Raw genomic sequence first — 26021 nt, forward strand, 5'->3', positions numbered from 1 at the left:
GACAGCCGCGCAGGGGATCGGCACTCTTGGCGTTGCCAAGGAGCCCGGTGCCATCATGTTCAAGCGTCTTGTTCTGTTGTTGTGCAGTTGCCTGTCGTTCGCCCACGTTGCCCGCGCGGATGAGGCGGTGGTGCTGCTGACCGAGAATTTTCCGCCCTACAACATGTCGATCAACGGCAAGAGCTTTGCCCGCGACGAGGGCATCAACGGTATCGCCACCGATATCGTGCGCGAGATGTTCAAGCGCGCCGACGTGCCTTATACCCTCACGCTGCGCTTCCCCTGGCAGCGCATCTACCAGCAGGTGCTGACCACGCCCGGCCACGGGATTTTCGTCATGGCCCGCCAGCCGGAACGCGAGGCGCTGTTCAAATGGGTGGGGCCGATCGGCCCGGATGACTGGATCCTGCTGGCGCCGGAAGACAGCGACATCACGCTCAACAGCCTGGATGACGCCCGCCGCTATCGCATCGGTGCCTATAAAGGCGACGCCATCGGCAACTTCCTCACCAACAGAGGGCTAAAGCCGGTGCTCGCACTGCGCGACCGCGACAATGCGCAAAAGCTGGTCAAGGGCGAAATTGACTTGTGGGCCAGCGGCGATCCGGCCGGACGCTACCTCGCCAGGCAAGTCGGCATCAGCAACCTCAAGACCGTGCTGCGCTTCAATGGCGCCGAGTTGTACCTGGCGCTGAACAAGCAGGTGCCCGATGAGGTGGTGCGCAGGCTCCAGCAAGCGCTTGAGCAAATGCGCAGCGACGGCTTCGTCGAAGCGGTCTTCGCCCGCTACTTGTAGACGCCGTTGCGGCCGTGGCCGGCCATGGCCCGGTTACTGCGCTCGGCGATCATCTGGCGAATCTCGATCCATTCGATGCCCTGGGCCTTGAGCCTGGGCAGCTCACGCTCCAGCACGTCCAGCGTCTGTGGATAAGGGTGGCCGATCAGCACCGCCGAGCCTTGCTTGCGTGCCAGGGCAATGCCCAGCTGCAGCTGCGCGGCGATGGCTTCCGGGGTGCGTTCATCATCGAGGAATACGTCCCTGGAAACGCTGGCCAGGCCGATGTTCTGCGCCGAGCGGGCCGCGACCGTGGCCGCGCTGGTGCGGCTGTCGACAAAAAACAGGCCGCGTTGTTGCAGCTCGCCCATCAGCCAGGCCATGGGGCCGGCCTCGGCGGTCATGCGGCTGCCCATGTGGTTGTTGATGCCTGCGGCATAGGGCACTTTGGCCAGGGCGGCGTTGAGCCGGCGCTCAAGCTCCGGCAGCGGTGTGCCGGGATGCCAGGCGTAGGGGCCGGTGGCCGGGTCCATGGGCATGTGCAGGATCACCGTCTTGCCGGCGCGATGGGCCTGGCGGGCAAAGTCGGTGGCGTGCGGGGTGTCGGGCATGATCGCCAGGGTTACCGGGCCGGGTAGCGCCAGGGTGCGCGCATCGCGGGCCGGGTTCTGACCGAGGTCGTCGATGATCAGGCTGAGGTAGGCTTTGGCCGGTTGAGCCGGTGCCGCCAGGGCGACACCGCTCAACAGGAACAGCAGGGTGAACAGCAGGCAACGCATCAACTGGCCTTATTTACCCTGGGTGATGCTCAGGCCCTTGAGCAGGCTCAAGGCCTGGCTGAGCTGGAAGTCATCATCCTGTGGGCGAGCCTTGTTGCGGGCTGCCTTGCCGGACGGGCGGTCGGCGCCGCCGTTGCCGTTGCCCAGGTGGCCTTGCAGATCGGCTTCCTTGAAGTTCTCGGTGTCTTGCTCGGCGGTGATCTTGGCGCGCCGCACCTCGATGTCCGGAACAATGCCCTGGGCCTGGATCGAGCGGCCATTGGGGGTGTAGTAGAGCGCAGTGGTGATCTTCAGGGCGCGCTCGTTGTTCAGCGGCAGTACGGTTTGCACCGAACCTTTGCCGAAGCTGTCGGTGCCCATCACCACGCCGCGTTTCTGGTCCTGCAGGGCGCCGGCGACAATTTCCGACGCCGAGGCGCTGCCGCCGTTGATGAGTACCACCAATGGCACCGCTTCGCTGGCGTCGGCCGGGTCGGCCGAGAAGCGCAGTTCGGAGTTGGCGATACGGCCCTTGGTGTAGACGATCAGGCCCTTGGTCAGGAAGTGGTCGGCCACTTCCACCGCCGACTGCAGGACGCCACCGGGGTTGTTGCGCAGGTCCAGCACCAGGCCGCGCAGCTTCTTGCCGTTTTCCTTGCGTAGCTGGGCCAGGGCCTTGCCGACTTCTTCGCCGGTCTTGACCTGGAACTGGGTGATGCGGATGTAGCCGTAGCCGTCTTCGAGCAGCTGGCTCTTCACACTCTTGACCTGGATGACCGCGCGGGCGAGGGTCACGTCGAACGGGTTGCCGCCATCGCGGACCAGGGTCAGGGTGATTTTCTCACCGATCTTGCCGCGCATCTGGTCGACCGCTTCGGTCATGGTCTGGCCGCGGGTCGGGTGCCCGTTGATCTTGACGATCAGGTCACCGGCCTCGATGCCGGCACGGGAGGCCGGGGTGTCGTCGATGGGGGAGACCACCTTGACGAAGCCATCTTCCATGCCGACTTCGATGCCCAGGCCGCCGAACTCGCCGCTGGTGCTTTCCTGCAGCTCCTGGAAGTCTTCCGGGCCCAGGTAGGCAGAGTGCGGGTCGAGGTTGCTGAGCATGCCCTTGATGGCGTTTTCCAGCAGGGTCTTGTCATCCACAGGTTCGACATAGGCTGCCTTGATCCGGTCCATGACCTCGGCAAAGGTGCGCAGTTCGTCCAGCGGCAGCGGCGCCTTGGCCGTAGCCGCCGAGGCCGGTACCGAGGCAGGTTTGGCGGGCTCGGCCGCCTGGGCCAGGGATGCGCCAAGGACCATGGCGATGCTCAGGGCCAGCGAGGTGAGGCGAGGCGAATACAGCATGTCGAACGAACTCCTGATCCTGGTAGCGCTCCGTAGGGAGCTTCGGCGTAGCCCGATATCGCGCTACGCCGCTAAATAGGGGGTTGGTGGTACCTATCCTTGGGCACGGCACCATTGTGCGGGGTCGCTGGGGCGGCCCTGCTGGCGGATGGCGAAGTACAGTCCCGAGCTGTCCTGGCCGCCGCTGTTGCCGACGGTGGAAATAGCCTCGCCGGCCTTCACGACGTCTCCGGCGCTCTTCAGCAGGCTCTGGTTATGGCCGTAGAGGCTCAGGTAGCCATTACCATGGTCGAGAATGACCAGAAGTCCAGCGCCGCGCAACCAGTCGGCAAACACCACCCGGCCGCCATGCACGGCACGCACCTGGCTGCCGGGAGAGGCGCTGATCATCACCCCGTCCCATCTGGCCCGCGAATCATCGCCGCGGGTTTCACCAAAACGTGCCAACAATCGACCATTGACCGGCCATGGAAGTTTTCCACGGGCCGAAGAAAAAGCACCGCCGAAGGTCTCGCCGCTGCTGGAAACCAGCGGGCCAGGCATCGGCTTGGGCTTTTTCGGGGCATCGGTGTTGGCTGCCAGGGCTTCGCGCTGGCGCTGCTTTTCCGCTTCCTGCGCGGCCAGCAGTGCCTTCTGGCGGGCTTCTTCCGCCTCGCGGGCCTGGCGGGCGAGGGTTTCTTCGATGGTCTTGAGGACCTTGGTCAGGTCGGCCTGGTCCTGCTCGCGGGCCTGCAGCTTCTGGTCGCGCGCATTTACATCGTTGCTGAGCTTGGCCAGCACCTGCTGGCGTTCGGCGCGAACCTTCTCCAGCTCCTGGCGCTGAGCATCGAGGTTGCCTTGCTGGGCCAGCAACTGGGCCTGTTGCAGGCTGATGTCCTGTTCCACATTGGCCAGCTGGCGCAGGGTCTCGTTGAAGCTGCGCAACTGCGCCAGGCGCGCCTGGCTCAGGTAGTCGTAATAGGTCAGGGTGCGGGCGAACTTTTCCGGATTCTGCTGATTGAGCAGCAGCTTGAGGTATTCCTCGCGGCCGTTCTGGTAGGCCGAACGGGCCTGGATTGCAATCAGGCGTTGTTGTTCAACGCGGGCGCTCTGGAGTTTTTTTTTCTCGTGATCAAGGCGCTCCAGTTCGCCCTCGGTCTTTTTTAGTTCCTGCTGCAGGGCCTCCACCTGCTTTTCCAGCTTGCCGATGTCGGTTTCTGTGCTGCGCAGGTCTTTCTGCACACCGGATTTTTCCTGCTGCAAATTGCCGAGCATTTTTTTCAGCTCGGCAATGTCCTGGCGCGTGGCGTCCAGTTGCTGCTGGGTTTGCGCGCGCTCGTCGGCAAACGCCGGGCTGAGCAGGCAAGACAGGGCTAGTACGATCAGGGCGCGAAACATGGAGTGGGCGACACCAGGGATAGAGACTGGCCTAGTATGCCCGCCACACGCCGCAAAAAAAACGCCTCAACACAACTGTGTTGAGGCATTGGTCGGCTACTGCCTCAAAGCTTCAGCGCTTTCTTGCCACTTGAGGCTCGGCGCTGCAGCTCAAGCCTTCAGACGAGAATCGAGGTGCCCGTCATTTCTGCAGGCTTTTCCAGGCCCAGCAGCTTGAGCATGGTCGGCGCCACGTCCGCCAGTACGCCGCCTTCGCGCACCGTGAGGTTGCGCTTGCCGACATAGATGAACGGTACCGGCTCAGTGGTGTGCGCGGTGTGCGCCTGGCCGGTGCATTCGTCTTCCATCTGCTCGACGTTGCCGTGGTCGGCGGTGATCAGCGCTTCGCCGCCCACCTTGTCCAGGGCTTCGACGATGCGGCCGACACACAGGTCCAGGGCTTCGACCGCCTTGACCGCTGCTTCAAACACGCCGCTGTGACCGACCATGTCGCCGTTGGCGTAGTTGACCACGATCACGTCGTAGCGCTGCTGCTCGATGGCTTCGACGATGCGGTCGGTGACTTCCGGCGCGCTCATCTCCGGCTGCAGGTCATAGGTGGCGACCTTCGGCGACGGGATCAGGATGCGCTCTTCGCCTTCAAACGGCTCTTCGCGGCCGCCGGAGAAGAAGAACGTCACGTGGGCGTACTTCTCGGTTTCGGCGATGCGCAGCTGGGTCTTGCCGTTTTTTGCCAGGTATTCGCCGAGCACGTTGTTCAGGCTGCCCGGGGCGAACGCGGCCGGGGCCGGGATCTTCGCCGAGTACTGGGTCAGGCCGATGTAGGCGGCCAGCTTGGGCAGGCGTGCGCGCGGGAATTCATTGAAGTCGGCTTCGACGAACACGCGCGACAGCTCGCGGGCACGGTCCGCGCGGAAGTTCATGAAGATCACCGCGTCGCCGTCTTCGACCTTGACGGCTTCGCCGATGCGCGTGGCCTTGACGAATTCGTCGCTCTCGCCACGGGTGTAGGCAGCTTCCAGGCCGGCAACAGCGGAGTCGGCGGTGTATTCGGCAGCGCTGTCGACGATCAGATTGTAGGCGGTGGAGACACGGTCCCAGCGGTTGTCGCGGTCCATGGCGTAGTAACGGCCGATGAGGCTGGCGATGCGGCCCTTGCCCAGCTTGGCGAAGGTAGCGTCGAGCAGCTCGATCGAGGATTGCGCGCTTTTTGGCGGGGTGTCTCGACCGTCCAGGAAGGCGTGCAGGTAGATCTTCTCGGCGCCACGCTGTGCGGCCAGTTCGGCCATGGCGATCAGGTGATCCTGGTGGCTATGCACGCCGCCGTCGGAGAGCAGACCGAGGATGTGCACTGCCTTGCCGGCGCCCACGGCCTTGTCGACCGCGCCGCAGAGCACGGCGTTCTCGAAGAACTCGCCGTCCTTGATGGCCTTGGTCACCCGGGTGAAGTCCTGGTACACCACGCGGCCGGCGCCGAGGTTCATGTGGCCGACTTCGGAGTTGCCCATTTGCCCGTCAGGCAGGCCGACGTCCATGCCGGAGCCGGAGATCAAGCCGTGCGGCTGGGTGGCGCGCAGGCGATCGTAGACTGGCGTGTTGGCCGAATAGATGGCGTTGTAGTCAGGGCTTTCGCTGTGACCGAAACCATCCAGGATGATCAGGACCAAGGGTTTTGGCGTGCTCGTCATCAATCCCACTCACGGTTGTTCAGATGATAAAGACACGCATTTTAGGGCAAATTGGTCATGAATGACGAATTAACCTTGTTTGGCGCCGGGCATTGGCCGACGGACTGTAGCCGCTTGGCAGGATTTACTGCCAACGAGCCGGTCGGGCGGGCTTTGGCCGACCTTGGGTGCTGTGTATACTGGCCAACATTTTTAATGGCCTGGAACACCTTCCGATGGTTGCTCACCTGATTGAATTCGCAACAAAACACTATTTGCTGGTCGGTATTTTCATCGTTCTGTTGGTGCTGCTGATTATCCACGAAGCGCGCAAGGGCGGCCGCAGCCTGAGCACTGGCGAGCTGACCGCACTGGTCAACGCCGACAAAGGCCTGGTGATCGACATCCGTTCGACCAAGGACTACTCGGCTGGCCACATCGTGGGTGCCCTGAACATCCCGCAGGACAAATTCGCCGCCCGCATGGGCGAGCTGGAAAAGCACAAGGCCAAGACCCTGATCGTGGTCGATTCCATGGGCCAGCACGCCGGCACCACTGCCCGTGAACTGCTCAAGGCCGGCTTCACCGCTGCCAAGCTGTCGGGTGGCGTGTCGAGCTGGAAGGCCGACAACCTGCCGTTGGTGAAGTGATATGAGCGCCGTCATCGTCTACTCCAGCGATTACTGCCCCTACTGCTCGCGGGCCAAATACCTGCTCGAGAGCAAAGGCGTGGATTTCAAAGAGATCAAGGTCGATGGCAAGCCGCAGGTGCGTGCCGAGATGAGCCAGAAGGCCGGCCGCACTTCGGTGCCGCAGATCTGGATCGGCAGTACCCACGTCGGCGGTTGCGACGACCTGTATGCCCTTGAGCGCGCCGGCAAGCTCGACGCGCTGCTCAAGGCTTGAACCAGAACCCCTATAAAGACCCTGGAAAGAAGGATCTGTCATGACTGATCAACAGAACAACGACGCCGCCGCAGCTGAAGACAACTCCCCACAGTTCTCCATGCAGCGCATCTATGTGCGCGACCTGTCGTTCGAGGCGCCGAAAAGCCCGGCCATCTTCCGTCAGCAGTGGGAGCCGAGCGTCGCGCTGGACCTGAACACCAAACAGAAAGGCCTGGAAGGTGACTTCCACGAAGTCGTGCTGACTCTGTCGGTGACCGTGAAGAACGGCGACGAAGTGGCCTTCATCGCTGAAGTGCAGCAAGCCGGTATCTTCCTGATCAAGAACCTGGACGCGGCTTCCATGAGCCACACCCTGGGTGCCTTCTGCCCGAACATCCTGTTCCCGTACGCGCGCGAAACCCTGGACAGCCTGGTAACCCGCGGCTCGTTCCCGGCCCTGATGCTGTCGCCGGTCAACTTCGATGCCCTGTACGCCCAGGAAATGCAACGCATGCAGGAAGCAGGCGAAGCGCCTTCGCTGCAGTAAGTTTTGCGATGCATTGAAAAAGCGCCCTGATGGGCGCTTTTTTTATCGCAGCTGTAGCAGCGGGCTTGCCCCGCGATCAGGCAAATCCCTGCTGACGCCAGGCCTCATACACCGTCACCGCCACCGTATTGGACAGGTTCAAGCTACGGCAGCCTTCCTTCATCGGCAGGCGCAGGCGCTGTTCGGCGGGCAGGCTGTCGAGCACGTCGGCAGGCAGCCCACGGCTTTCCGGGCCGAACAAAAAGGCATCGCCAGGCTGGAACGCCACTTCGTGGTAAGGGTGCGAAGCCTTGGTGGTGAAGGCGAACAGGCGCGGCTGGCCGAGGCTTTCCAGGCAGCTGGCAAGGTCGGCGTGACGCTTGAGCGGGGCATACTCGTGGTAGTCCAGCCCGGCACGACGCAGGCGTTTGTCGTCCAGCTCGAAGCCGATGGGCTCGATCAGGTGCAGGTGACAGCCGCTGTTGGCGCACAGCCTGATAATGTTGCCGGTATTCGGCGGAATCTCTGGTTGAAAGAGGATGACGTGAAACATGCACGGCTCCGAACATAAAGATGACGGGCATTCTACTCCTGAACCGGACCCGCGTTCGCAGCTCTGGCCGCGTGTGCTGTTTTCGCTGGCCATTGTGGGCATGCTGGTGGGGTTGATGATCGGTCGCCTGACCGCGCCTGAGCCCAGGGTGCTGGAGCAGCTTCAGGTAGTCGAGGGCGGGTTGGACCTGTGGTTCAACGAAGAGCCCAAGCTGCACGGCGAAGAAGTCGAAGGCACCCTGGCGCTGCTGTTCGATGCCCAGGGCAAGGCGGCGCGAGGCCAGCTGCAGCTGCAGGGCAAGCCTGTCAGCTGGCGGGTTCAGAAGAGTGACGGCGGGTTGCTGGTGACCCTGGTGGCGGCCCGTCCCCTGCACGGCGACTGGGCCGGTGCAGAGGACGATGGGCGCTGGCGGGTACAAGTGCGACTGCGCGAATAAAAGAGGGGAATCCCCGGCCTGCCTGTACCAAGGTCCCCAAAACTGGAGTACTCATACTAATGCAGGGTGTGTGCCAGTTTTGTTGCAGTGCGCAAAATGGCGGGTTTGGCGGGGTTTGGCAGTCGCGGGCAGGGGATTAGTGCCTTGGGGCGGTGCATGGGGCACAGGTTCGGTGCAGTTTCGCGGGGCAAGCTCGCTCCTGTAGGAGCGGGCTTGCCCCGCGACCGCGTCAACCCTCGTCGTCGCCATCCTCGTCACTGCCATCGACCTTCATCCCCAACTCCTTGATCTTGCGCGTCAGGGTGTTGCGTCCCCAGCCCAGCAGCACGGCGGCATCGCGTCGGCGGCCGGCGGTGTGCTTGAGGGCGGTCTCGATCATGATCCGCTCAAAGCTCGGCACCGCGCTGTCGAGCAGGTTCGACTGACCCCGCGACAGCGCCTGGTCAGCCCACTGGCGCAGCGCTTGCTCCCAGTTGGTGACCGGGGCGGCGTCCTGAGGCAGGTTCAGAAGCTCCGGCGGCAGGTCGCCGACGTGCACTTCCCGGCCTGAAGCCATCACGGTGATCCAGCGGCAGGTGTTTTCCAGCTGGCGTACGTTGCCGGGCCAGGGCAGGTTGCGCATGTACTCTTCGGTCTCGGCCTTGAGCAGCTTGGGCTCTACCGCCAGCTCCTGGGCCGCACGGCCGAGGAAGTGCCGGGCCAGGGTCGGGATGTCTTCGCGACGGTCGGCCAGGCGTGGAATATGGATGCGGATCACGTTCAGGCGGTGGAACAGGTCTTCACGAAACTTGCCGGCCTGCACCAGGGTTTCCAGGTTCTGGTGAGTCGCGGCGATGATGCGGACATCGACTTTTACCGGCACATGACCGCCCACCCGATAGAACTCGCCATCGGCCAGTACCCGCAGCAGGCGTGTCTGGGTGTCGGCGGGCATGTCGCCAATCTCGTCGAGGAACAGCGTACCGCCATCGGCCTGCTCGAAGCGGCCGCGCCGCAGATTGGCCGCGCCGGTGAACGCGCCTTTTTCGTGACCGAACAGCTCGGACTCCATCAGGTCCTTGGGAATGGCCGCCATGTTCAGCGCAATGAAGGGCGAGGCTGCGCGTGGGCTATGGCGGTGCAGGGCGTGGGCGACGAGCTCTTTGCCGGTACCCGATTCGCCATTGATCAACACGGTGATGTTGGAGTGGCTCAGGCGACCGATCGCGCGGAACACCTCCTGCATCGCCGGCGCTTCACCGATGATTTCCGGGGTGCGGGTCAAGGCCGGAGCTACATCGAGGCCTTGCTGTTCCTGGGCGTGCTGGTTGGCGCGCTTGACCAGCGATACCGCTTCATCGACGTCGAATGGCTTGGGCAGGTACTCGAATGCGCCGCCCTGGTAGGAGGCCACTGCGCTGTCGAGGTCCGAATGAGCGGTCATGATGATCACCGGCAGACGCGGGTGCTGCTCGCGGATCTGCGCCAGCAGGTCCAGGCCGCTGGCCCCGGGCATGCGGATGTCGGAGATGATCACGTCCGGCTGCTGGCGTGCCAGGCGGCTCATGACGCCGTCGGCGCTGTCGAAGCTCTGGGTGGTCATGCCTTCCTGTTGCAGGGCTTTTTCCAGGACCCAGCGGATGGAGCGGTCATCGTCGACGATCCAGACGGTTTCACTACGGCTCATGAGGCGGAGGCTCCTTGTTCCAGCGGCAGGAAGATCGAGAAGGTGGTGTGGCCAGGATGGCTGTCACACTCGATCAGGCCCTGGTGCTGGCTGATGATGTTCTGGGTGATGGCCAGGCCCAGCCCGGTACCGTCCGGACGGCCGCTGACCATGGGGTAGAAGATGGTTTCCTGCAGCTCGGCGGGGATGCCCGGGCCGTTGTCGATGATTTCGACCTTGGCCACCAGGCGATGGCGGGTGTGGCCGATGGTGAACTGGCGCATTGCGCGGGTACGCAGGCTGATACGCCCCAGGCGCAGCTCATTCTGGCCGCTGACCGCCTGCATGGCATTGCGCACGATATTGAGCACCGCCTGGATCATCTGTTCGCGGTCGATCAGCACGTCCGGCAGGCTTGGGTCGTAGTCGCGCGCCAGGGTAATACCGCCCTGGCTCTCGGCCTCTACCAGGCTGCAGACCCGCTCGAGCACTTCGTGGATGTTGGTCATCGCCAGCGACGGCAGCTTGTTCGAGCCCAGCATGCGATCGACCAGGTTACGCAGGCGGTCGGCCTCCTCGATGATCACGTTGGTGTAATCCTTCAGGCCTTCCTCAGGCAGTTCCCGGGACAGCAACTGCGCCGCGCCGCGAATGCCGCCCAGCGGGTTCTTGATTTCATGCGCCAGGCCGCGCACCAGCATCTTGGTGGTTTCCTGCTTGGACAGCTGGGCTTCTTCCTTGGTGATGCGCAGCAAGCGATCACGGGGGTGGACCTCCAGCAACAGCAGGGTCTGGCCTTTGCTCAGGATGGGCGTTACCGCGTAGTCGACGGTCTGGGTCTGGCCGGTCAGGGACGTCAGTTGGGCTTCGCGCTTGGTGAAGGGGTGCGCGTGTTCCACCGCCTGGCGCAAGGAGTTGAGGGCCTCAGGGGATTCGGTAAACAACTCGCTGATGAATTGCCCATGGCTGCGCTGGCCGCTGATGGCCAGGAGCATTTCCGCTGCCGGGTTCATGTACTCAAGACGCAGATCGGCATTGAGCAGGATGGTGGCAGTGGTCAGGTTGTCCAGTAGCAGTCGGTGCAGGGCATCGCTGATGGTCATGGGGCGTCGGTGACCTCTTTTGGTGATCTGCGGTGACAAAGGAAAATGCAAAAATTAAACCAAAGCTCCGAAAAGAAGCGTAATCCCCTGAAATGGGGCCATCGCTGCGCAGGAAATCCCTGATTTAACTGTTGTTGGCAGAAAATTGAACCAAATTGGGCTGTTTCCGGGTTTGGGACATTCGCTTATGCACCACTATAGAGCACTGTGGTTTTCGCGGGGCAAGCTGCCCATGTAGGTGCGGGCTCGCCCCGCGACGGGTTTGCAAGGCAAAAAAAAGGCCTCCCAATGGGAGGCCTCTTCACGTCACGTCACTGAATCAGCAGCTGTAGTACAGCTCGTATTCCAGTGGGTGTACGAAGGTACGGACCTTGATTTCTTCTTCGCTCTTCAGCTCGATGAAGGCATCGATGAAGTCGTCGGAGAACACGCCGCCCTTGGTCAGGAACGCACGGCCCTTGTCCAGCTCTTCCAGGGCTTCTTTCAGGCTACCGCAAACCTGTGGGATGTCCTTGGCCTCTTCAGGCGGCAGGTCGTACAGGTTCTTGTCGGCGGCATCGCCTGGGTGGATCTTGTTCTGGATACCGTCCAGGCCGGCCATCAGCAGCGCAGCGAAGGCCAGGTACGGGTTGGCCGATGGGTCCGGGAAGCGCGCTTCGATACGGCGGGCTTTCGGGCTGGAAACGTACGGGATACGGATCGAAGCGGAACGGTTGCGAGCCGAGTAGGCCAGCATGACCGGAGCCTCGAAGCCTGGAACCAGACGCTTGTAGGAGTTGGTCGAAGGGTTGGTGAAACCGTTCAGAGCCTTACCGTGCTTGATGATGCCGCCGATGAAGTACAGGGCGGTATCGGACAGGCCGGCATAGCCTTCGCCTGCGAAGGTGTTCTTGCCTTCTTTCCAGATGGACATGTGAACGTGCATGCCCGAGCCGTTGTCGCCGTACAGCGGCTTCGGCATGAAGGTGGCGGTGCGGCCGTAGGCATCGGCAACGTTGTGCACGACGTATTTCAGGGCCTGTACTTCGTCAGCCTTCTTCACCAGGGTGTTGAACTTGACGCCGATTTCGTTCTGGCCGGCAGTCGCCACTTCGTGGTGGTGAACTTCGACGGTCTGACCCATTTCTTCCAGTGCGTTGCACATGGCAGTACGGATTTCGTGGTCGTGGTCGAACGGCGGAACCGGGAAGTAGCCACCTTTCACGCCTGGACGGTGGCCTTTGTTGCCGCCTTCGACGTCCTGGTCGGACATCCACGAGCCTTGCTCGGAGAAGATCTTGAACATCGAGCCGGAGATGTCGGACTTGAACTTCACTTCGTCGAAGATGAAGAACTCAGGCTCTGGACCGGCGAATACGGTGTCACCGATGCCGGTGCTCTTGAGGTATTCCTCGGCGCGCTTGGCGATCGCGCGCGGGTCACGGTCGTAACCCTGCATGCTCGAAGGATCGACGATGTCACAGGTCAGGATCAGGGTCGGCTCTTCGGTGAACGGGTCCAGCACGGCGGTGTCGTCGACCGGCATCAGGATCATGTCCGAAGCCTCGATGCCTTTCCAGCCAGCGATGGAGGAACCGTCGAACATCTTGCCGACTTCGAAGAAGTCTTCGTCCAGCGCATCACGGGCCGGCATGGTCACGTGGTGCTGTACGCCCTTGGTGTCAGTGAAGCGCAGATCAATCCATTTAACGTCATGATCTTTGATGAGTTGAACCGACTTCGACATAGTGTCCTCCGGGGTGGGGTAGAGCTTGCCTGTGCAGCCCTTGAATTTGGGTGATGCCGGGCGCGAATAGTCGGCCAAGGCAACCTGCCTCACAAGGGAGCAAATTGCATGCCAGTGCCCCGGTTTGGAATTTTTGCCCCATTCTTACGCGTTTCAGGGGTGATGAGCCGAAATGTCAGGCAATTCATGCACCCTTAGGGGGCGCAAACGAGGTCGAAAGCACCATATTGGTGCATCGTAAACCTTCTGTAGATTAATTGGTTAAACCTTGAGCAATTTCCGCTATAATCCGCGCCCCACTTTTTTAGTCGGCATCGCGCGCGCTGTTTTCAATGAAACTAATCGTAAAAGTCTTCCCAGAGATCACCATCAAGAGCCGCCCGGTTCGCAAGCGCTTCATCCGTCAACTGGGCCGCAACATCCGTACCGTGCTCAAGGACCTCGATCCTGCGCTCGCGGTTGACGGTGTCTGGGACAACCTCGAGGTGGTCACCCGCATCGAGGACGAGAAAGTCCTGCGCGAGATGATCGAGCGTCTGACCTGCATGCCGGGCATCGCCCACTTCCTGCAAGTCGACGAGTACCCGCTGGGCGACTTCGACGATATCGTCGCCAAGTGCAAGACCCACTTCGGTCACCTGCTGCCCGGCAAGCGCTTCGCGGTGCGATGCAAGCGCGGCGGTCACCACGACTTCACCTCGATGGACGTCGACCGTTATGTCGGCAGCCAACTGCGTCAGCAGTGCGGCGCCGCCGGTATCGACCTGCGCACCCCCGAGGTCGAGGTGCGTATCGAGGTCCGTGACAAGCTGCTGTATGTGATCCACAACCAGCACAAGGGCATCGGCGGCTACCCGCTGGGCACGCTGGAGCAGACGCTGGTACTGATGTCCGGTGGTTTCGACTCCACCGTGGCGGCCTACCAGATGATGCGTCGCGGCCTGATGACCCACTTCTGCTTCTTCAATCTGGGCGGCCGTGCCCACGAGCTGGGGGTGATGGAAGTCGCCCACTTCCTGTGGAAGAAATACGGCAGCAGCCAGCGCGTGCTGTTCGTCAGCGTGCCCTTCGAGGAAGTCGTTGGCGAGATTCTCGGCAAGGTCGACAACAGCTACATGGGCGTGACCCTCAAGCGCATGATGCTGCGCGCGGCGACCAACATCGCCGACCGCCTGGAGATCGACGCCCTGGTGACCGGCGAGGCGATCTCCCAGGTGTCCAGCCAGACCCTGCCGAACCTGGCAGTGATCGACTCGGCCACCGAGAAACTGGTGCTGCGCCCGCTGCTGGCCAGCCACAAGCAGGACATCATCGACCAGGCCAACGAGATCGGCACCGCCGAGTTCGCCAAGCACATGCCTGAGTACTGCGGCGTGATTTCGGTGAACCCGACCACGTGCGCCAAGCGTCATCGCCTTGAACATGAAGAAAAGCAGTTCGACATGGCTGTGCTCGAGCGCGCCCTGGAGCGTGCTCGCCTGGTGTCCATCGACAATGTGATCGATGAACTTGGCCAGGATATCCAGATCGAAGAAGTCAGCCAGGCGCTGGCCGGGCAAGTGGTGATCGACATTCGCCACCCCGACGCCCAGGAAGACCAGCCCCTGGAACTGGACGGCATCGAGGTCAAGGCCTTGCCGTTCTACGCCCTGAACAGTCGCTTCAAGGAGCTGGACGCTACGCGCCAGTACCTGCTGTATTGCGACAAGGGTGTGATGAGTCGCCTGCATGCCCATCATTTGCTCAGTGAGGGACATGCCAATGTGCGCGTTTATCGTCCGACATAAAACGCCGGGGCTATATGGCGGGAGCATCCGCCATCGCCCTCCCGACCTGCGGGCCCGTTGAGCGCTATTCATTCATATTGGCCGCCTAGACTGGGCGGCAACCCGAATCCTCTGATCGAGATACACACGTGATCGAAAATCTGCGTAACATCGCCATCATCGCCCACGTTGACCATGGTAAAACCACTCTGGTCGACAAACTCCTGCGTCAGTCCGGCACTCTGGAGCGTAACGAGCTCAACGACGAGCGCGTCATGGACTCCAACGACCAGGAAAAAGAGCGCGGTATTACCATTCTGGCGAAAAACACCGCCATCAACTGGAACGGCTACCACATCAACATCGTCGACACCCCCGGCCACGCCGACTTCGGTGGCGAGGTTGAGCGTGTAATGTCGATGGTCGACTCCGTACTGCTGCTGGTCGACGCCCAGGACGGCCCGATGCCGCAAACCCGTTTCGTGACCAAGAAGGCCTTTGAAGCCGGCCTGCGTCCGATCGTGGTCATCAACAAGGTCGACCGTCCAGGCGCGCGTCCTGACTGGGTTCTGGACCAGATCTTCGATCTGTTCGACAACCTGGGTGCCACCGAAGAACAGCTGGACTTCAAAGTCGTCTACGCCTCGGCCCTGAACGGCATTGCCGGTCTGGACCACACCGAAATGGCCGAAGACATGACCCCGCTGTACCAGTCGATCATCGACAACGTACCGGCGCCGGCTGTTGACCGTGACGGTCCGTTCCAGATGCAAATCTCGGCTCTGGACTACAACAGCTTCCTGGGTGTTATCGGCGTTGGCCGTATCGCTCGTGGTCGCGTCAAGCCGAACACGCCTGTCGTGGCTATCGACGTCGACGGCAAGAAGCGCAACGGCCGTATCCTGAAGCTGATGGGTCACCACGGTCTGCACCGCGTTGACGTTGAAGAAGCTCAGGCTGGCGACATCGTCTGCATCAGCGGTTTCGACGAGCTGTTCATCTCCGACACCCTGTGCAGCCCTGACGCGGTCGAAGCGATGAAGCCGCTGACCGTTGACGAGCCAACCGTTTCGATGACCTTCCAGGTCAACGACTCGCCGTTCTGCGGTAAAGAAGGCAAGTTCGTCACCAGCCGCAACATCAAAGAGCGTCTGGACAAAGAGCTGCTGTACAACGTTGCACTGCGCGTTGAAGAAGGCGACTCGGCTGACAAGTTCAAGGTTTCCGGCCGTGGTGAGCTGCACCTGTCGGTTCTGATCGAAACCATGCGTCGTGAAGGCTTCGAGATGGGCGTTGGTCGTCCGGAAGTGATCATCCGCGAAATCGACGGCGTCAAGCACGAGCCGTTCGAGAACGTCACCATCGACATCCCTGAAGATTCGCAGGGCAAGGTCATGGAAGAAATGGGTCTGCGTAAAGGCGACCTGACCAACATGGTTCCGGATGGCAAGGGCCGTGTACGTCTGGAATACAACATTCCAGCCCGTGGTCTGATCGGTTTCCGTAACCAGTTCCTGACCCTGACCAACGGTGCAGGCATCCTGACCTCGATCTTCGATCGCTACGCTCCGATGAAGTCCGGCCACATGTCCGGCCGTCAGAACGGCGTACTGGTTTCGGTAGAGACCGGCAAGGCACTGACCTACTCCCTGGAAACCCTGCAGGCTCGCGGCAAGCTGTTCGTCGAGCACGGTCAGGAGATCTACAACGGTCAGATCGTTGGTCTGAACAGCCGTGACAACGACCTGGGCGTCAACCCTACCAAGGGCAAGAAGCTCGACAACATGCGTGCTTCGGGTAAAGACGAAACCATCGCCCTGGTTCCACCTGTTCGCTTCACCCTGGAACAGGCTCTGGAATTCATCCAGGACGACGAGCTGTGCGAAGTGACCCCTAAGTCGATCCGTCTTCGCAAGAAGATCCTCGACGAAGGCGAGCGTACCCGCGCTGCCAAGAAAGCCAAGGCTAACTAAGCCCGGCTGAACAAAAACGCCCCCGGTCGAAAGGCCGGGGGCGTTTTTTTATGCCTGTAGGAGCGGGCTTGCCCCGCGATAGCGATCTGTAAGTCACATCGCATCACATCGCATCGCGGGGCAAGCCCGCTCCTACCGGTCAGCGGCGTGCAGCAGGCTTGGGCATATAAGCGCAGTAGCCTGGCCGCGGGCCTATCCGTGGGTGATTGCGGCAGGTGTCCGGGCGCGTCTCATAAATGGTGCACAAGCGGCTCTTGCGATCCAGGTACAGGCAGTCATCGTTGCTCATCTGCGCCAGGGTGAAGATCCCCGACTTCTGGTTGAAGCGCTGGATGATCCCGTCTTTCTGCAAACGCTTGGCAATGTTCTTCGGCGGCTCGCCCACCTCGAACTCATCCACTACGCCCATGCGGATCAGGTCTTTGATTTTCACTTCCGTCGGCAAGGTGCAGCAGGTCGAGTTGCAGCCTCCGCACATATGGCTTTGGTACTTCTGCCAAGTCTCCAGGCGGTCAACTTCGGCGGCGGCAATCAGGGTCGGTTTCATCAGGCTCAGGTTTTTAGATGTTCTGGTGGGCGCGCGATCATACCGGAGTTGGTCAAAATGTGAACAACCATTTGCCGGTTCTCCGCCTGCGGGCCTGCTTTTGCGTACAAACACCAGAACCTGCGCTGACGCTCTGTGTCGAAGGGTCTAGGCTGAACAGTCTCCATCCGCATTCGTCAACTTGCCCGAGGACGTCGCATGTCTCAGGAACCACTCGCACGTGACGCAGAGGTGGCCGCGTTTCGCACCGCTGTACTGGATAAATTGACCTACGCCGTCGGCAAAGACCCGGAGCACGCGTTTGAGCACGACTGGTTCGAGGCGATCGCCCTGGCAGCCCGTGATCACATGGTCGATCACTGGATGGACCACACCCGGCAGATTTACCGCAAGAGCCAGAAGCGGGTGTACTACCTGTCACTGGAATTTCTCATCGGCCGCCTGCTCTACGACAGCCTGAGCAACCTGGGCCTGCTGGACATCGCCCGTGAGGCCTTGAGCGGGCTGGATGTCGACCTTGAGCGAATTCGCCTGCTGGAGCCCGATGCGGCGCTGGGCAACGGCGGGCTGGGCCGACTGGCGGCGTGCTTCATGGAAAGCATGTCGACCCTGGGCATCGCCGCCCACGGCTATGGCATTCGCTACGAGCACGGCCTGTTCCGCCAGGCGGTGGTCGATGGCTGGCAGCAGGAGCAGACCGAGAACTGGCTGGACTTCGGCAACCCCTGGGAGTTCGAGCGGGCCGAGGTGATCTACCCGATCAGCTTCGGCGGCAGCGTGGAAACCGTGCATGACGCCAACGGCCAGCAACGCCAGGTCTGGTGGCCGGCCGAGACCGTGCGCGCGGTGGCCTACGATACGCCGGTGGTCGGCTGGCGTGGTTCCAGCGTCAACACCTTGCGGCTGTGGCGGGCCCGGGCGCTGGAAGAGCTGCACCTTGAGCGCTTCAATGCCGGCGACCACCTGGGTGCCGTAGCCGAGGTCGCCCGTGCCGAAAGCATCTCGCGGGTGCTGTACCCGGCCGACAGCACCGAGGCCGGCCAGGAGCTGCGCCTGCGCCAGGAGTACTTTTTCGTCTGTGCCTCGCTGCAGGACCTGCTGCGCCGTCACCTGAACATGCACGACAGCCTGCTCAACCTGCATGAGTCGGCGGCGATCCAGCTCAATGACACCCACCCCTCGATTGCCGTGGCCGAGCTGATGCGCCTGCTGGTCGATCAGCATGAGGTGCCCTGGGACACCGCCTGGCAACTGACGGTCGACACCCTGGCCTACACCAACCACACCTTGCTGCCCGAAGCCCTGGAAACCTGGCCGGTGGGGCTGATGGAACGCATGCTGCCGCGGCACATGCAGATCATCTACCTGATCAATGCCTTTCATATCGACGCCCTGCGCGCCAAGGGCATCCACGATTTCGACGTGCTGCGCGCCGTGTCGCTGATCGAGGAAGACAACGGCCGGCGGGTGCGCATGGGAAACCTGGCGTTCCTCGGCTCGCACAGTGTCAACGGCGTGTCGGCGCTGCACACCAAGCTGATGCGCAGCACGGTGTTCGCCGAGCTGCATAAGTTGTACCCCGAGCGGATCAACAACAAGACCAACGGCATCACCTTTCGCCGCTGGTTGTTCCAGGCCAACCCGGAACTGACGGCCATGCTGGTCGAGGCCCTGGGCCCGGAGGTGCTGGACGATCCGCAAGGCCGGCTCAGGGCGCTGGAGTCGTTTGCCGACAAGCCGGCATTCTGCAAACAGTTCGCCGCCCAGCGCCTGCACAGCAAGCGGGCCCTGGCCAGCCTGATCCAGGAGCGCCTGGGTACCACGGTCAACCCCGAGGCGATGTTCGATGTGCAGGTCAAGCGCATCCACGAGTACAAGCGCCAGTTGCTCAATCTGCTGCACACCGTGGCCCTGTACCAGGCAATCCGCGCCGAGCCAGGCATGGGCTGGGTGCCGCGGGTGAAGATCTTCGCCGGCAAGGCGGCGGCCAGTTACCACCAGGCCAAGCTGATCATCAAGCTGAGCAACGACATCGCCCGCGTGGTGAACAACGACCCGACCGTGCGCGGCCTGCTCAAGGTGGTGTTCCTGCCCAACTACAACGTGAGCCTTGCCGAAAGCATCATTCCGGCGGCCGACCTGTCCGAGCAGATTTCCACCGCCGGTTACGAGGCCTCGGGCACCAGCAACATGAAGTTCGGCCTCAACGGCGCGCTGACCATCGGCACCCTCGATGGCGCCAACGTGGAGATGTGTGAGGAGGTGGGGTCCGAGAACATGTTCATCTTCGGCTTGAGTGCCCAGCAGGTCGAGGCGCGCAAACGCAGTGGCGACTTTGGTGCCAGCGCCGCGATCAGTGCCTCTCATCGGCTCAATGATGTGCTCCAGGCCATTCGTGGCGGGGTGTTTTCGCCCGATGACCCGGCCCGCTATGTTGGCTTGGTGGACTCGCTGGTGGCTTATGACCGCTTTCTGGTGTGCGCCGATTTCGATGCCTACTGGGAGGCGCAGTTGCGCGTCGAAGCGCTCTGGCGCGATCCAAAACAGTGGTGGCGCATGGCGGTACTCAACACCGCGCGCATGGGCTGGTTCTCCTCTGACCGGACCATTCGCGAGTACGCGACGCAGATCTGGAGGGCCCTGGACTAGGCTCTGAACTAGGCTGTGTAGATCGGCCCGGGAGCGATGAACTCTCGGGCCGATGTGCCGTCTGATCGGGCAAGCGTGTCTCATTGCTCGCTAGCGCTTCACTCTCCCTGTAAACTGCGTGGGTTTTTATTACCCCATTCTTCGGAGCCTTACATGTCCCGCGTTACCCTGAGTCGCTATTTGATTGAGCAGACCCGCAGCAACAGTACTCCTGCCGATCTGCGCTTCCTGATCGAAGTGGTGGCGCGTGCGTGCAAGGAAATCAGCCATAACGTCTCCAAGGGCGCCCTGGGCGGCGTTCTGGGCAGCATGGGCACCGAAAACGTGCAGGGCGAAGTCCAGAAGAAACTGGACGTGATTTCCAACGACATCCTGCTCGAAGCCAACGAGTGGGGCGGTCACCTGGCCGGCATGGCGTCCGAAGAAATGGACAACGCCTACCAGATCCCGGGCAAATACCCGAAGGGTGCCTACCTGCTGGTATTCGACCCACTGGACGGTTCGTCGAACATCGACGTCAACGTGTCGGTCGGCACCATCTTCTCGGTACTGCGTTGCCCTAACGAGTACCTGAGCCAGAACGAAAGCCTGAACGAACAGGCCTTCCTGCAGCCAGGCACCAAGCAGGTTGCCGCCGGTTACGCGATCTATGGCCCGCAAACCATGCTGATCCTGACCCTGGGCAACGGCGTCAAGGGCTTCACCCTGGACCGCGAGCTGGGCAGCTTCGTACTGACCCACGAGAACATCAAGGTGCCGGAAACCACCGCCGAGTTCGCCATCAACATGTCCAACCAGCGTCACTGGGAAGCCCCGGTCAAGCGCTACGTCGGCGAGCTGCTGGAAGGTGAGACCGGTCCGCTGAAAAAGAACTACAACATGCGCTGGATCGCCTCGATGGTTGCCGATGTGCATCGCATCCTGACCCGCGGCGGCCTGTTCATGTACCCGCGCGATGCCCGCGAGCCTTCCAAGCCGGGCAAACTGCGCCTGATGTACGAAGCCAACCCGATGTCCTTCATCATCGAACAGGCCGGCGGTGCTTCCACCGACGGCAACCAGCGCATCCTCGACATCCAGCCCGAGAGCCTGCACCAGCGTGTGGCGGTGTTCCTCGGTTCCAAGCAGGAAGTCGAGCGCGTTACCGGTTATCACCAGGAGTAAGTCATGCTCGCACCTTGGCAGCCGTTACTGGAGTGGTGGTTCGGATGGGGCACCAGTCCCCAGGACGTCGCTGACGAGAAGAGTACGCTGTGGTTTGGCAAGCACCACGACGCCGAGGCGCAAGAGCGTTTCGGCGACCTGGTCGAACAAGCCCTGGCCGGCGGTCTGGAAGAGTGGCTGCAAAGCCCGCAGGGTTGGCTTGGACTGGTCCTGCTGCTCGACCAACTGCCGCGCATGATCCACCGCGACACGCCGCGTGCCTTCGATGGCGACCGGCGTGCCCAGGTGCTGGTGATGCAGGGTCTGGACAAGGCCTGGGATTATCAGCTGCTGCCGATCCAGCGGGTGTTCATCCTGCTGGTGCTGGAGCATGCCGAGGTACTGGACTGGCAAAACGTCAGCATCGAGCGCTACCGCTTGTTGCTCGATGCCCAGCCCGACAGTGACCGGCGATTGTTCGAGGGTTTCCTCGATTACGCCGAACAGCACCAGCGGGTGATTGCTCGTTTTGGCCGGTTTCCGCACCGCAATCTGATTCTGAATCGGCCGAGTACCGATGAAGAGATGGATTTCCTGCTGGAGCCGGGTTCGCGCTTCTGAGCTGAGATATATCGCGGGGCAAGCCCGCTCCTACTGTAGGAGCGGGCTTGCCCCGCGATCAGTTTCAGATCCTGAAACTTCCCACCAGGTGCTTCAACCGCTCGACCTGATTCTCCAGGTCATTGCAGGCACGCAACGTCGCTTGCAGGTTCTCGACCCCTTCCTGATTCAGCGTATTGATCTCGGTAATGTCGACATTGATCGACTCGACCACGGCCGTCTGCTCTTCAGTGGCGGTGGCCACCGACTGGTTCATGCCGTCGATCTCGCCGATGCGCTGGGTCACGCTGCCCAGCCGCTCACCGGCCTGGTTGGCGATCCCCACACTGTGTTCGCTGTGGCTCTGGCTTTCGGTCATGGTGCTGACCGCAACGCGGGCACCGGCCTGCAGTTCCTCGATGATGCGCTGCACCTGTTGAGCCGAGTCCTGGGTGCGGTGGGCCAAATTGCGGACCTCGTCGGCGACCACGGCAAAGCCGCGGCCGGCTTCACCGGCGCGGGCAGCCTCGATGGCGGCATTGAGCGCCAGCAAGTTGGTCTGCTGGGAAATGCCACTGATCACTTCGAGGATCTGGCCGATGTTCACCGTGTTGGCGTTCAGGGTCTCGATGTTGCCGCACGAATCGCTGATCTTCGCTGACAGCTGGTTCATCACCTCGATGGTCTGCTCGACCACTTGCTGGCCATCGGCGGCCAGGTTGCGTGCTTCGCTGGAGTGCTGGGAGGCGAGGGCGGCGTTCTGGGCGATTTCCTGGGCCGCGGCGCCGAGCTCGTTGATGGCTGCAGCCACGCTGCTGGTGCGGCTCGATTGCTGGTCGGCGTTGAAAATCGACGCATTGGAGGCGCTCACCACCCGCAGGGCCACTTCGTTGACCTGGCCGCTGGCCGAGGCGACTTCACGAATCGACTCGTGGATGCGTTCGACGAAGCGGTTGAACGACTGGCCCAGGCTGCCGAACTCATCCTGGCCATGAATGACCAGGCGGCGGGTGAGATCGCCTTCGCCTTCGGCGATGTCGTGCATGGCCCGGCCCATCACATGCAGCGGCTCCATCAGCACGCGAATCAGCACGCCGAGCAGGGCGATGATGATCAGCACGGCGATCACCGTGGCGACGATGGCCGTGGTGCGCAGTTCGCTGAGCATGGCGAAGGCGAAGTCCTGGTCCAGCTCCAGGGCGACATACCAGTCTGCCGATGGCACGCCGCTGACCTTGGTGAAGGTGATGAACTGGGCGTTGCCGTCGCGCTCGGTTTCCTTGAGGCCGCTGCCGATCCGCGGGGTGTGCCGTGGGTAGGCTTCGCTGAGGTCCTTGAGCACAAGCTTGGCATTGGGGTGCACCAGGATCTTGCCGTCACCGTTGACGATGAACGCCTGGCCGTGGCCGTCGAAGTTCAGGGCGTTGATGATCGCGCTGATGCTGTCCAGGTCGGTGTCGGCACCGTTGACGCCGATCAGCCGGCCCTGGTGTTGAACGGGGGTGGCCAGCGTGATTACCAGTTTGTTCGCCGATGCCGAGATGTACGGTTCGGTGATGATGGTCTGCCCGGCACTGCTGGCGGCCTTGTACCAGCCCCGTACGCGCGGGTCGTAGTCGGCAGCGCGGTTGCCCAGCGGCACCGACTGCATGTAGCCGTCCTGGCCGCCGAAATAGGTCAGCAAAAAGTTGCTGCCATACACCGGCAGGTTGAGGCTGCGCGTCAGGCTGTCTTTGCTGGCGCCATCGACGGCCACTTGCTGGGACAGCGATTGCAGGATCTGGATGCGGCTTTGCAGCCAGGTCTGGATGTTGCTGCTGGTCAGGCTGCCCAACTGCTGCATCGAGGCCTGGGTGTTGGCAAGCAGGGTCTGGCGCTGGCGGTAGTCGTTGAACAGGATGAAGCAGGTAAAGGCGACAGCAACCACCAGGGCGGCGGCGAGCAGAATCTTGTGGCTGAACTTCAGGTTTTTTGTCATTGCGTGGTCTGTCTGCACAAGGCGGGTCAACGGAGAGGGCGCGGCAATACGTCGCAGCGCCTTCCTGTGTCGTCCGCTGTGGGCAAAAGATTAGGCCGATGCGGGTCTATACGACCAAAGGCAGGGATTTGACGCCAGGAAAGCGCGTGAGGCCGGGAACCAGAGTGGGTTTTTCCCTTCTAAGCTGTCGGTAGGCCATCGTGCCTGCACCCTCATGTCCAGGAGTGACCCTTCATGTCGTTGCGTTCCCTCGCCCTGCTGTCCTTGTGCGTGTTTCTGACCGCGTGCAACAAGATCAACCAGGAAAACTATTCAAAGATCAAAGCCGGTATGGCGAAGGCCGAAGTTGAGCAGCTACTTGGCGCCCCCAAGGAGTGCTCCGGCGCACTGGGCATGTCCAGTTGCACCTGGGGTGACGAGAAAACCTTCATCAGCGTGCAGTACGCTGCCGAGAAAGTGCTGATGTATTCCGGGCAGGGACTCAAATGAAACAGCTACACCTGCTGCTGGCCCTGTGCGCCGGCTTGATCCTGGGTGGCTGTGCCAACTCGGGAACGGGCCCGGTACCGCCCAAGACGGTCGAAAAGGTCGACCTCAAGCGTTATCAGGGCAAATGGTTTGAACTGGCGCGCCTGCCGATGTACTTCCAGCGCGACTGCGCCCAGTCCGAGGCGCACTACAACCTCAAGCCTGACGGAACGATGGGTGTGCTCAACCGCTGCATGACCCTGGAAGGCGAATGGCAGGAAGCCAGCGGCACCGCCATACCGCAGGTGCCAGGCGAGACCGACAAGCTCTGGGTGAGCTTCGACAACTGGTTCTCGAAGCTGCTGCCCGGTGGCGTCAAGGGTGACTATTGGGTGCTCTACATCGGCGACGACTACCAGACCGCGCTGGTCGGCAACCCGGATCGCAAGTACCTGTGGATTCTGTCGCGCAAGCCGGTGATTCCGGCAGTGGAGCGTGAGAGCTTGCTGGCCAAGGCGCGCCAGCAGGGGTATGACACCAACCGGCTGATCTGGCGGGTGTCGGACCGGGACATGGCTTCGCACAAGCGTTGAGGGTCAATCGCCGGCACTGCCGGCGATGGTTGCACTGCGGATAGGGTCAGCCCAGCAACGTACGCAACACCCCGGCAAACGCCCGGGCACTCTCTTCTTCATCGGCATGCCGCCCCTGGCGCACCACCCATGTGCCGTTGACCATCACATCCCGCACCTGGCGATCGCCCCCGGCAAACAACCAGCGGTTGAGGATGCCGTCGTCATTGGCGGTGGCCAGGTACGGATCGTTGCCATCGAGTACCAGCCAGTCGGCGCGTTTGCCCACCGCCAGTTCGCCGATCGGCTGCCCCAGCGCCTGAGCGCCGCCGCTCAAGGCTGCGTCATACAAGGTTCGCCCCACCATCGGCTGATCACCCCGGTACAGGCGGTTGCGGCGCTGGTCGCGCAGGCGCTGGCCGTATTCGAGCCAGCGCAATTCTTCGACCACGCTCAGTGACACATGGCTGTCCGAGCCAATGCCCAGGCGACCGCCCTGGGCCAGGTACTCCACTGCCGGGAAGATGCCGTCGCCGAGGTTGGCCTCGGTGGTCAGGCACAGGCCGGCAACGGCGCCGCTACGGGCCATCAGTTGCACTTCATCAGGTTCGGCATGGGTGGCATGGACCAGGCACCAGCGCGAGTCGACTTCGGTGTTTTCATACAGCCACTGCAACGGCCGGCGCCCGCTCCAGCTCAGGCAGTCGTCGACTTCCTTCTGTTGCTCGGCAATGTGGATATGCACCGGGCAGGCTTTGTCGCTGGCTGCCAGCACCTGGGCAATCTGCTCAGGGGTCACCGCGCGCAGGGAGTGGAAGCACAGGCCCAGTTGTTGCGCCGGTTGGCGGGCCAGCTGCGGCGCCAGTTTGGCCTGCAGGTCCAGGTACTGCTCGGTGCTGTTGATAAAGCGCCGCTGGCCTTCATTCGGTGCCTGGCCGCCGAACCCGGCGTGGCTGTAGAGCACGGGCAGCAGGGTCAGGCCGATGCCGCTGGCGCTGGCCGCCTGGCTGATGCGCAGCGACAACTCGGCAGGGTCGGCATAGGCTTGGCCATGGGTGTCATGGTGGACGTAGTGGAACTCGGCGACCGAGGTGTAGCCGGCCTTGAGCATCTCGATGTACAGCTGGCGGGCGATGACCTGCAACTGCTCGGGGCTGATCTTGCCGACCAGGCGGTACATCAGGTCGCGCCAGGTCCAGAAGCTGTCATTGGGGTTGCCGGCAACTTCGGCAAGCCCGGCCATGGCGCGCTGGAAGGCGTGGGAATGCAGATTGGGCATGCCCGGCAGCAGCGGGCCTGCCAGACGCTCGGCGCCTTCGGCCGAGCCGCCAGGCTGAATGTGTGCCAGCAGGCCATCGGCGCCGACCTCGATACGGACGTTTTCGGCCCAGCCTGTAGGCAGCAAAGCGCGCTCGGCAAAGAAGACGGACATCGACCCACACCTCGTTGTGATTATTTGTATATACATATACAGACGTTTGCCTGCTGGGTAAACTCCGGCAAGCTACCGTTCATTCAACC

Annotated in this window: 23 protein-coding genes and 1 pseudogene; 12 read left to right on the top strand and 12 right to left on the bottom strand. The window is 62.1% G+C overall.

Annotation, left to right across the window (positions count from 1 at the left end):
• The first annotated feature begins 55 nt into the window (after positions 1-55).
• Entirely contained in the window at positions 56-796 is a 741-nt protein-coding gene (locus tag U9R80_RS01515; RefSeq protein WP_301838478.1) for a substrate-binding periplasmic protein, read from the top strand.
• Here the strand turns inward: U9R80_RS01515 and U9R80_RS01520 are convergent.
• The 4 genes from U9R80_RS01520 to gpmI all read right to left on the bottom strand — a co-directional run bounded on the left by U9R80_RS01520 (position 787) and on the right by gpmI (position 5948).
• Positions 787-1554, bottom strand: coding sequence for a divergent polysaccharide deacetylase family protein (locus tag U9R80_RS01520; protein WP_301838477.1), 768 nt, complete (start codon positions 1552-1554; stop codon positions 787-789). The two genes, U9R80_RS01515 and U9R80_RS01520, sit on opposite strands and share 10 nt — an antisense overlap.
• Positions 1555-1563: 9 nt before the next feature.
• The gene (locus tag U9R80_RS01525; protein WP_301838476.1) at positions 1564-2883 is read right to left on the bottom strand and encodes a S41 family peptidase; all 1320 of its coding nucleotides are present in this window, start codon (positions 2881-2883) and stop codon (positions 1564-1566) included.
• A 93-nt stretch (positions 2884-2976) separates the two neighbouring features.
• Positions 2977-4260: a murein hydrolase activator EnvC family protein gene (locus tag U9R80_RS01530; RefSeq protein ID WP_301838474.1), complete on the bottom strand. Its 1284-nt coding sequence runs from the start codon at positions 4258-4260 to the stop codon at positions 2977-2979.
• Positions 4261-4418: 158 nt separating this feature from the next.
• Positions 4419-5948 carry a 2,3-bisphosphoglycerate-independent phosphoglycerate mutase gene (gene gpmI / locus U9R80_RS01535; protein ID WP_301838473.1) on the bottom strand — a complete coding sequence of 510 codons (1530 nt, stop codon included), beginning with the start codon at positions 5946-5948 and terminating at the stop codon, positions 4419-4421.
• A 215-nt stretch (positions 5949-6163) separates the two neighbouring features.
• On the opposite strand from gpmI, the gene U9R80_RS01540 reads away from it, so the two are divergent.
• From U9R80_RS01540 to secB, 3 genes are read left to right on the top strand one after another with little or no spacing between them, the layout of a single operon-like run.
• A complete protein-coding gene (locus tag U9R80_RS01540; protein WP_301838472.1) occupies positions 6164-6577 on the top strand; it encodes a rhodanese-like domain-containing protein in 414 nt (137 codons plus the stop codon).
• 1 nt (position 6578) lies between these two features.
• On the top strand, positions 6579-6833 hold the full coding sequence (gene grxC, locus U9R80_RS01545) for a glutaredoxin 3 (RefSeq protein ID WP_301838471.1): 255 nt from the start codon (positions 6579-6581) through the stop codon (positions 6831-6833).
• Between the two features lie 40 nt (positions 6834-6873).
• Positions 6874-7362 (top strand): protein-export chaperone SecB, encoded by a 489-nt coding sequence (gene secB, locus U9R80_RS01550; protein WP_301838470.1) that lies wholly within the window; start codon positions 6874-6876, stop codon positions 7360-7362.
• Positions 7363-7438: 76 nt separating this feature from the next.
• Here the strand turns inward: secB and trmL are convergent, their stop codons facing one another.
• Positions 7439-7894 carry a tRNA (uridine(34)/cytosine(34)/5-carboxymethylaminomethyluridine(34)-2'-O)-methyltransferase TrmL gene (trmL, locus tag U9R80_RS01555; protein WP_301838469.1) on the bottom strand — a complete coding sequence of 152 codons (456 nt, stop codon included), beginning with the start codon at positions 7892-7894 and terminating at the stop codon, positions 7439-7441.
• On the opposite strand from trmL, the gene U9R80_RS01560 reads away from it, so the two are divergent.
• Positions 7893-8330, top strand: a complete 438-nt coding sequence (locus U9R80_RS01560) for a hypothetical protein (RefSeq protein WP_301838468.1) — start codon at positions 7893-7895, stop codon at positions 8328-8330. The two genes, trmL and U9R80_RS01560, sit on opposite strands and share 2 nt — an antisense overlap.
• A gap of 229 nt (positions 8331-8559) precedes the next feature.
• Here the strand turns inward: U9R80_RS01560 and ntrC are convergent, their stop codons facing one another.
• The 3 genes from ntrC to glnA all read right to left on the bottom strand — a co-directional run bounded on the left by ntrC (position 8560) and on the right by glnA (position 12804).
• Positions 8560-9996 (bottom strand): nitrogen regulation protein NR(I), encoded by a 1437-nt coding sequence (gene ntrC / locus U9R80_RS01565; protein WP_301838466.1) that lies wholly within the window; start codon positions 9994-9996, stop codon positions 8560-8562.
• Positions 9993-11078 carry a nitrogen regulation protein NR(II) gene (gene glnL / locus U9R80_RS01570; protein WP_301838465.1) on the bottom strand — a complete coding sequence of 362 codons (1086 nt, stop codon included), beginning with the start codon at positions 11076-11078 and terminating at the stop codon, positions 9993-9995. Before glnL ends, ntrC begins: the two co-directional genes overlap by 4 nt.
• Positions 11079-11397: 319 nt before the next feature.
• Positions 11398-12804, bottom strand: coding sequence for a type I glutamate--ammonia ligase (glnA, locus tag U9R80_RS01575; protein ID WP_301838464.1), 1407 nt, complete (start codon positions 12802-12804; stop codon positions 11398-11400).
• Positions 12805-13136: 332 nt separating this feature from the next.
• On the opposite strand from glnA, the gene thiI reads away from it, so the two are divergent.
• The gene (gene thiI, locus U9R80_RS01580) at positions 13137-14591 is read left to right on the top strand and encodes a tRNA uracil 4-sulfurtransferase ThiI (protein WP_301838463.1); all 1455 of its coding nucleotides are present in this window, start codon (positions 13137-13139) and stop codon (positions 14589-14591) included.
• A gap of 128 nt (positions 14592-14719) precedes the next feature.
• The gene (typA, locus tag U9R80_RS01585) at positions 14720-16543 is read left to right on the top strand and encodes a translational GTPase TypA (protein ID WP_038615481.1); all 1824 of its coding nucleotides are present in this window, start codon (positions 14720-14722) and stop codon (positions 16541-16543) included.
• A gap of 139 nt (positions 16544-16682) precedes the next feature.
• Here typA and U9R80_RS01590 read toward each other — a convergent pair whose 3' ends face one another.
• Positions 16683-17090, bottom strand: a complete 408-nt coding sequence (locus U9R80_RS01590) for a YkgJ family cysteine cluster protein (RefSeq protein ID WP_301838460.1) — start codon at positions 17088-17090, stop codon at positions 16683-16685.
• A gap of 198 nt (positions 17091-17288) precedes the next feature.
• On the opposite strand from U9R80_RS01590, the gene U9R80_RS01595 reads away from it, so the two are divergent.
• From U9R80_RS01595 to U9R80_RS01605, 3 genes are all read left to right on the top strand, one after another.
• A complete protein-coding gene (locus U9R80_RS01595) occupies positions 17289-19739 on the top strand; it encodes a glycogen/starch/alpha-glucan phosphorylase (RefSeq protein ID WP_301838459.1) in 2451 nt (816 codons plus the stop codon).
• A 153-nt stretch (positions 19740-19892) separates the two neighbouring features.
• Positions 19893-20903 (top strand): class 1 fructose-bisphosphatase, encoded by a 1011-nt coding sequence (locus tag U9R80_RS01600; protein ID WP_028943981.1) that lies wholly within the window; start codon positions 19893-19895, stop codon positions 20901-20903.
• Between the two features lie 3 nt (positions 20904-20906).
• The gene (locus tag U9R80_RS01605; protein WP_301838458.1) at positions 20907-21503 is read left to right on the top strand and encodes a DUF924 family protein; all 597 of its coding nucleotides are present in this window, start codon (positions 20907-20909) and stop codon (positions 21501-21503) included.
• Positions 21504-21567: 64 nt separating this feature from the next.
• Here the strand turns inward: U9R80_RS01605 and U9R80_RS27220 are convergent, their stop codons facing one another.
• Positions 21568-22368 (bottom strand): methyl-accepting chemotaxis protein, encoded by an 801-nt coding sequence (locus U9R80_RS27220; protein WP_442964957.1) that lies wholly within the window; start codon positions 22366-22368, stop codon positions 21568-21570.
• A gap of 102 nt (positions 22369-22470) precedes the next feature.
• Positions 22471-23460: pseudogene (locus U9R80_RS27225) on the bottom strand (cache domain-containing protein); the annotation flags it as partial.
• Positions 23461-23694: 234 nt separating this feature from the next.
• Between U9R80_RS27225 and U9R80_RS01615 the strand changes: the two are divergent.
• Positions 23695-23949 (top strand): hypothetical protein, encoded by a 255-nt coding sequence (locus U9R80_RS01615; RefSeq protein ID WP_301838454.1) that lies wholly within the window; start codon positions 23695-23697, stop codon positions 23947-23949.
• Complete coding sequence (locus tag U9R80_RS01620; RefSeq protein WP_301838452.1) at positions 23946-24521, top strand: lipocalin family protein; 576 nt, start codon at positions 23946-23948, stop codon at positions 24519-24521. The genes U9R80_RS01615 and U9R80_RS01620 overlap by 4 nt, the downstream gene beginning before the upstream one ends.
• Positions 24522-24567: 46 nt before the next feature.
• Here U9R80_RS01620 and U9R80_RS01625 read toward each other — a convergent pair whose 3' ends face one another.
• Entirely contained in the window at positions 24568-25932 is a 1365-nt protein-coding gene (locus U9R80_RS01625) for a formimidoylglutamate deiminase (RefSeq protein WP_301838450.1), read from the bottom strand.
• Between the last annotated feature and the right edge of the window lie 89 nt (positions 25933-26021).

The organism is Pseudomonas sp. JQ170C (assembly GCF_035581345.1).
In the GTDB taxonomy this organism is placed as follows: Bacteria; Pseudomonadota; Gammaproteobacteria; order Pseudomonadales; family Pseudomonadaceae; genus Aquipseudomonas.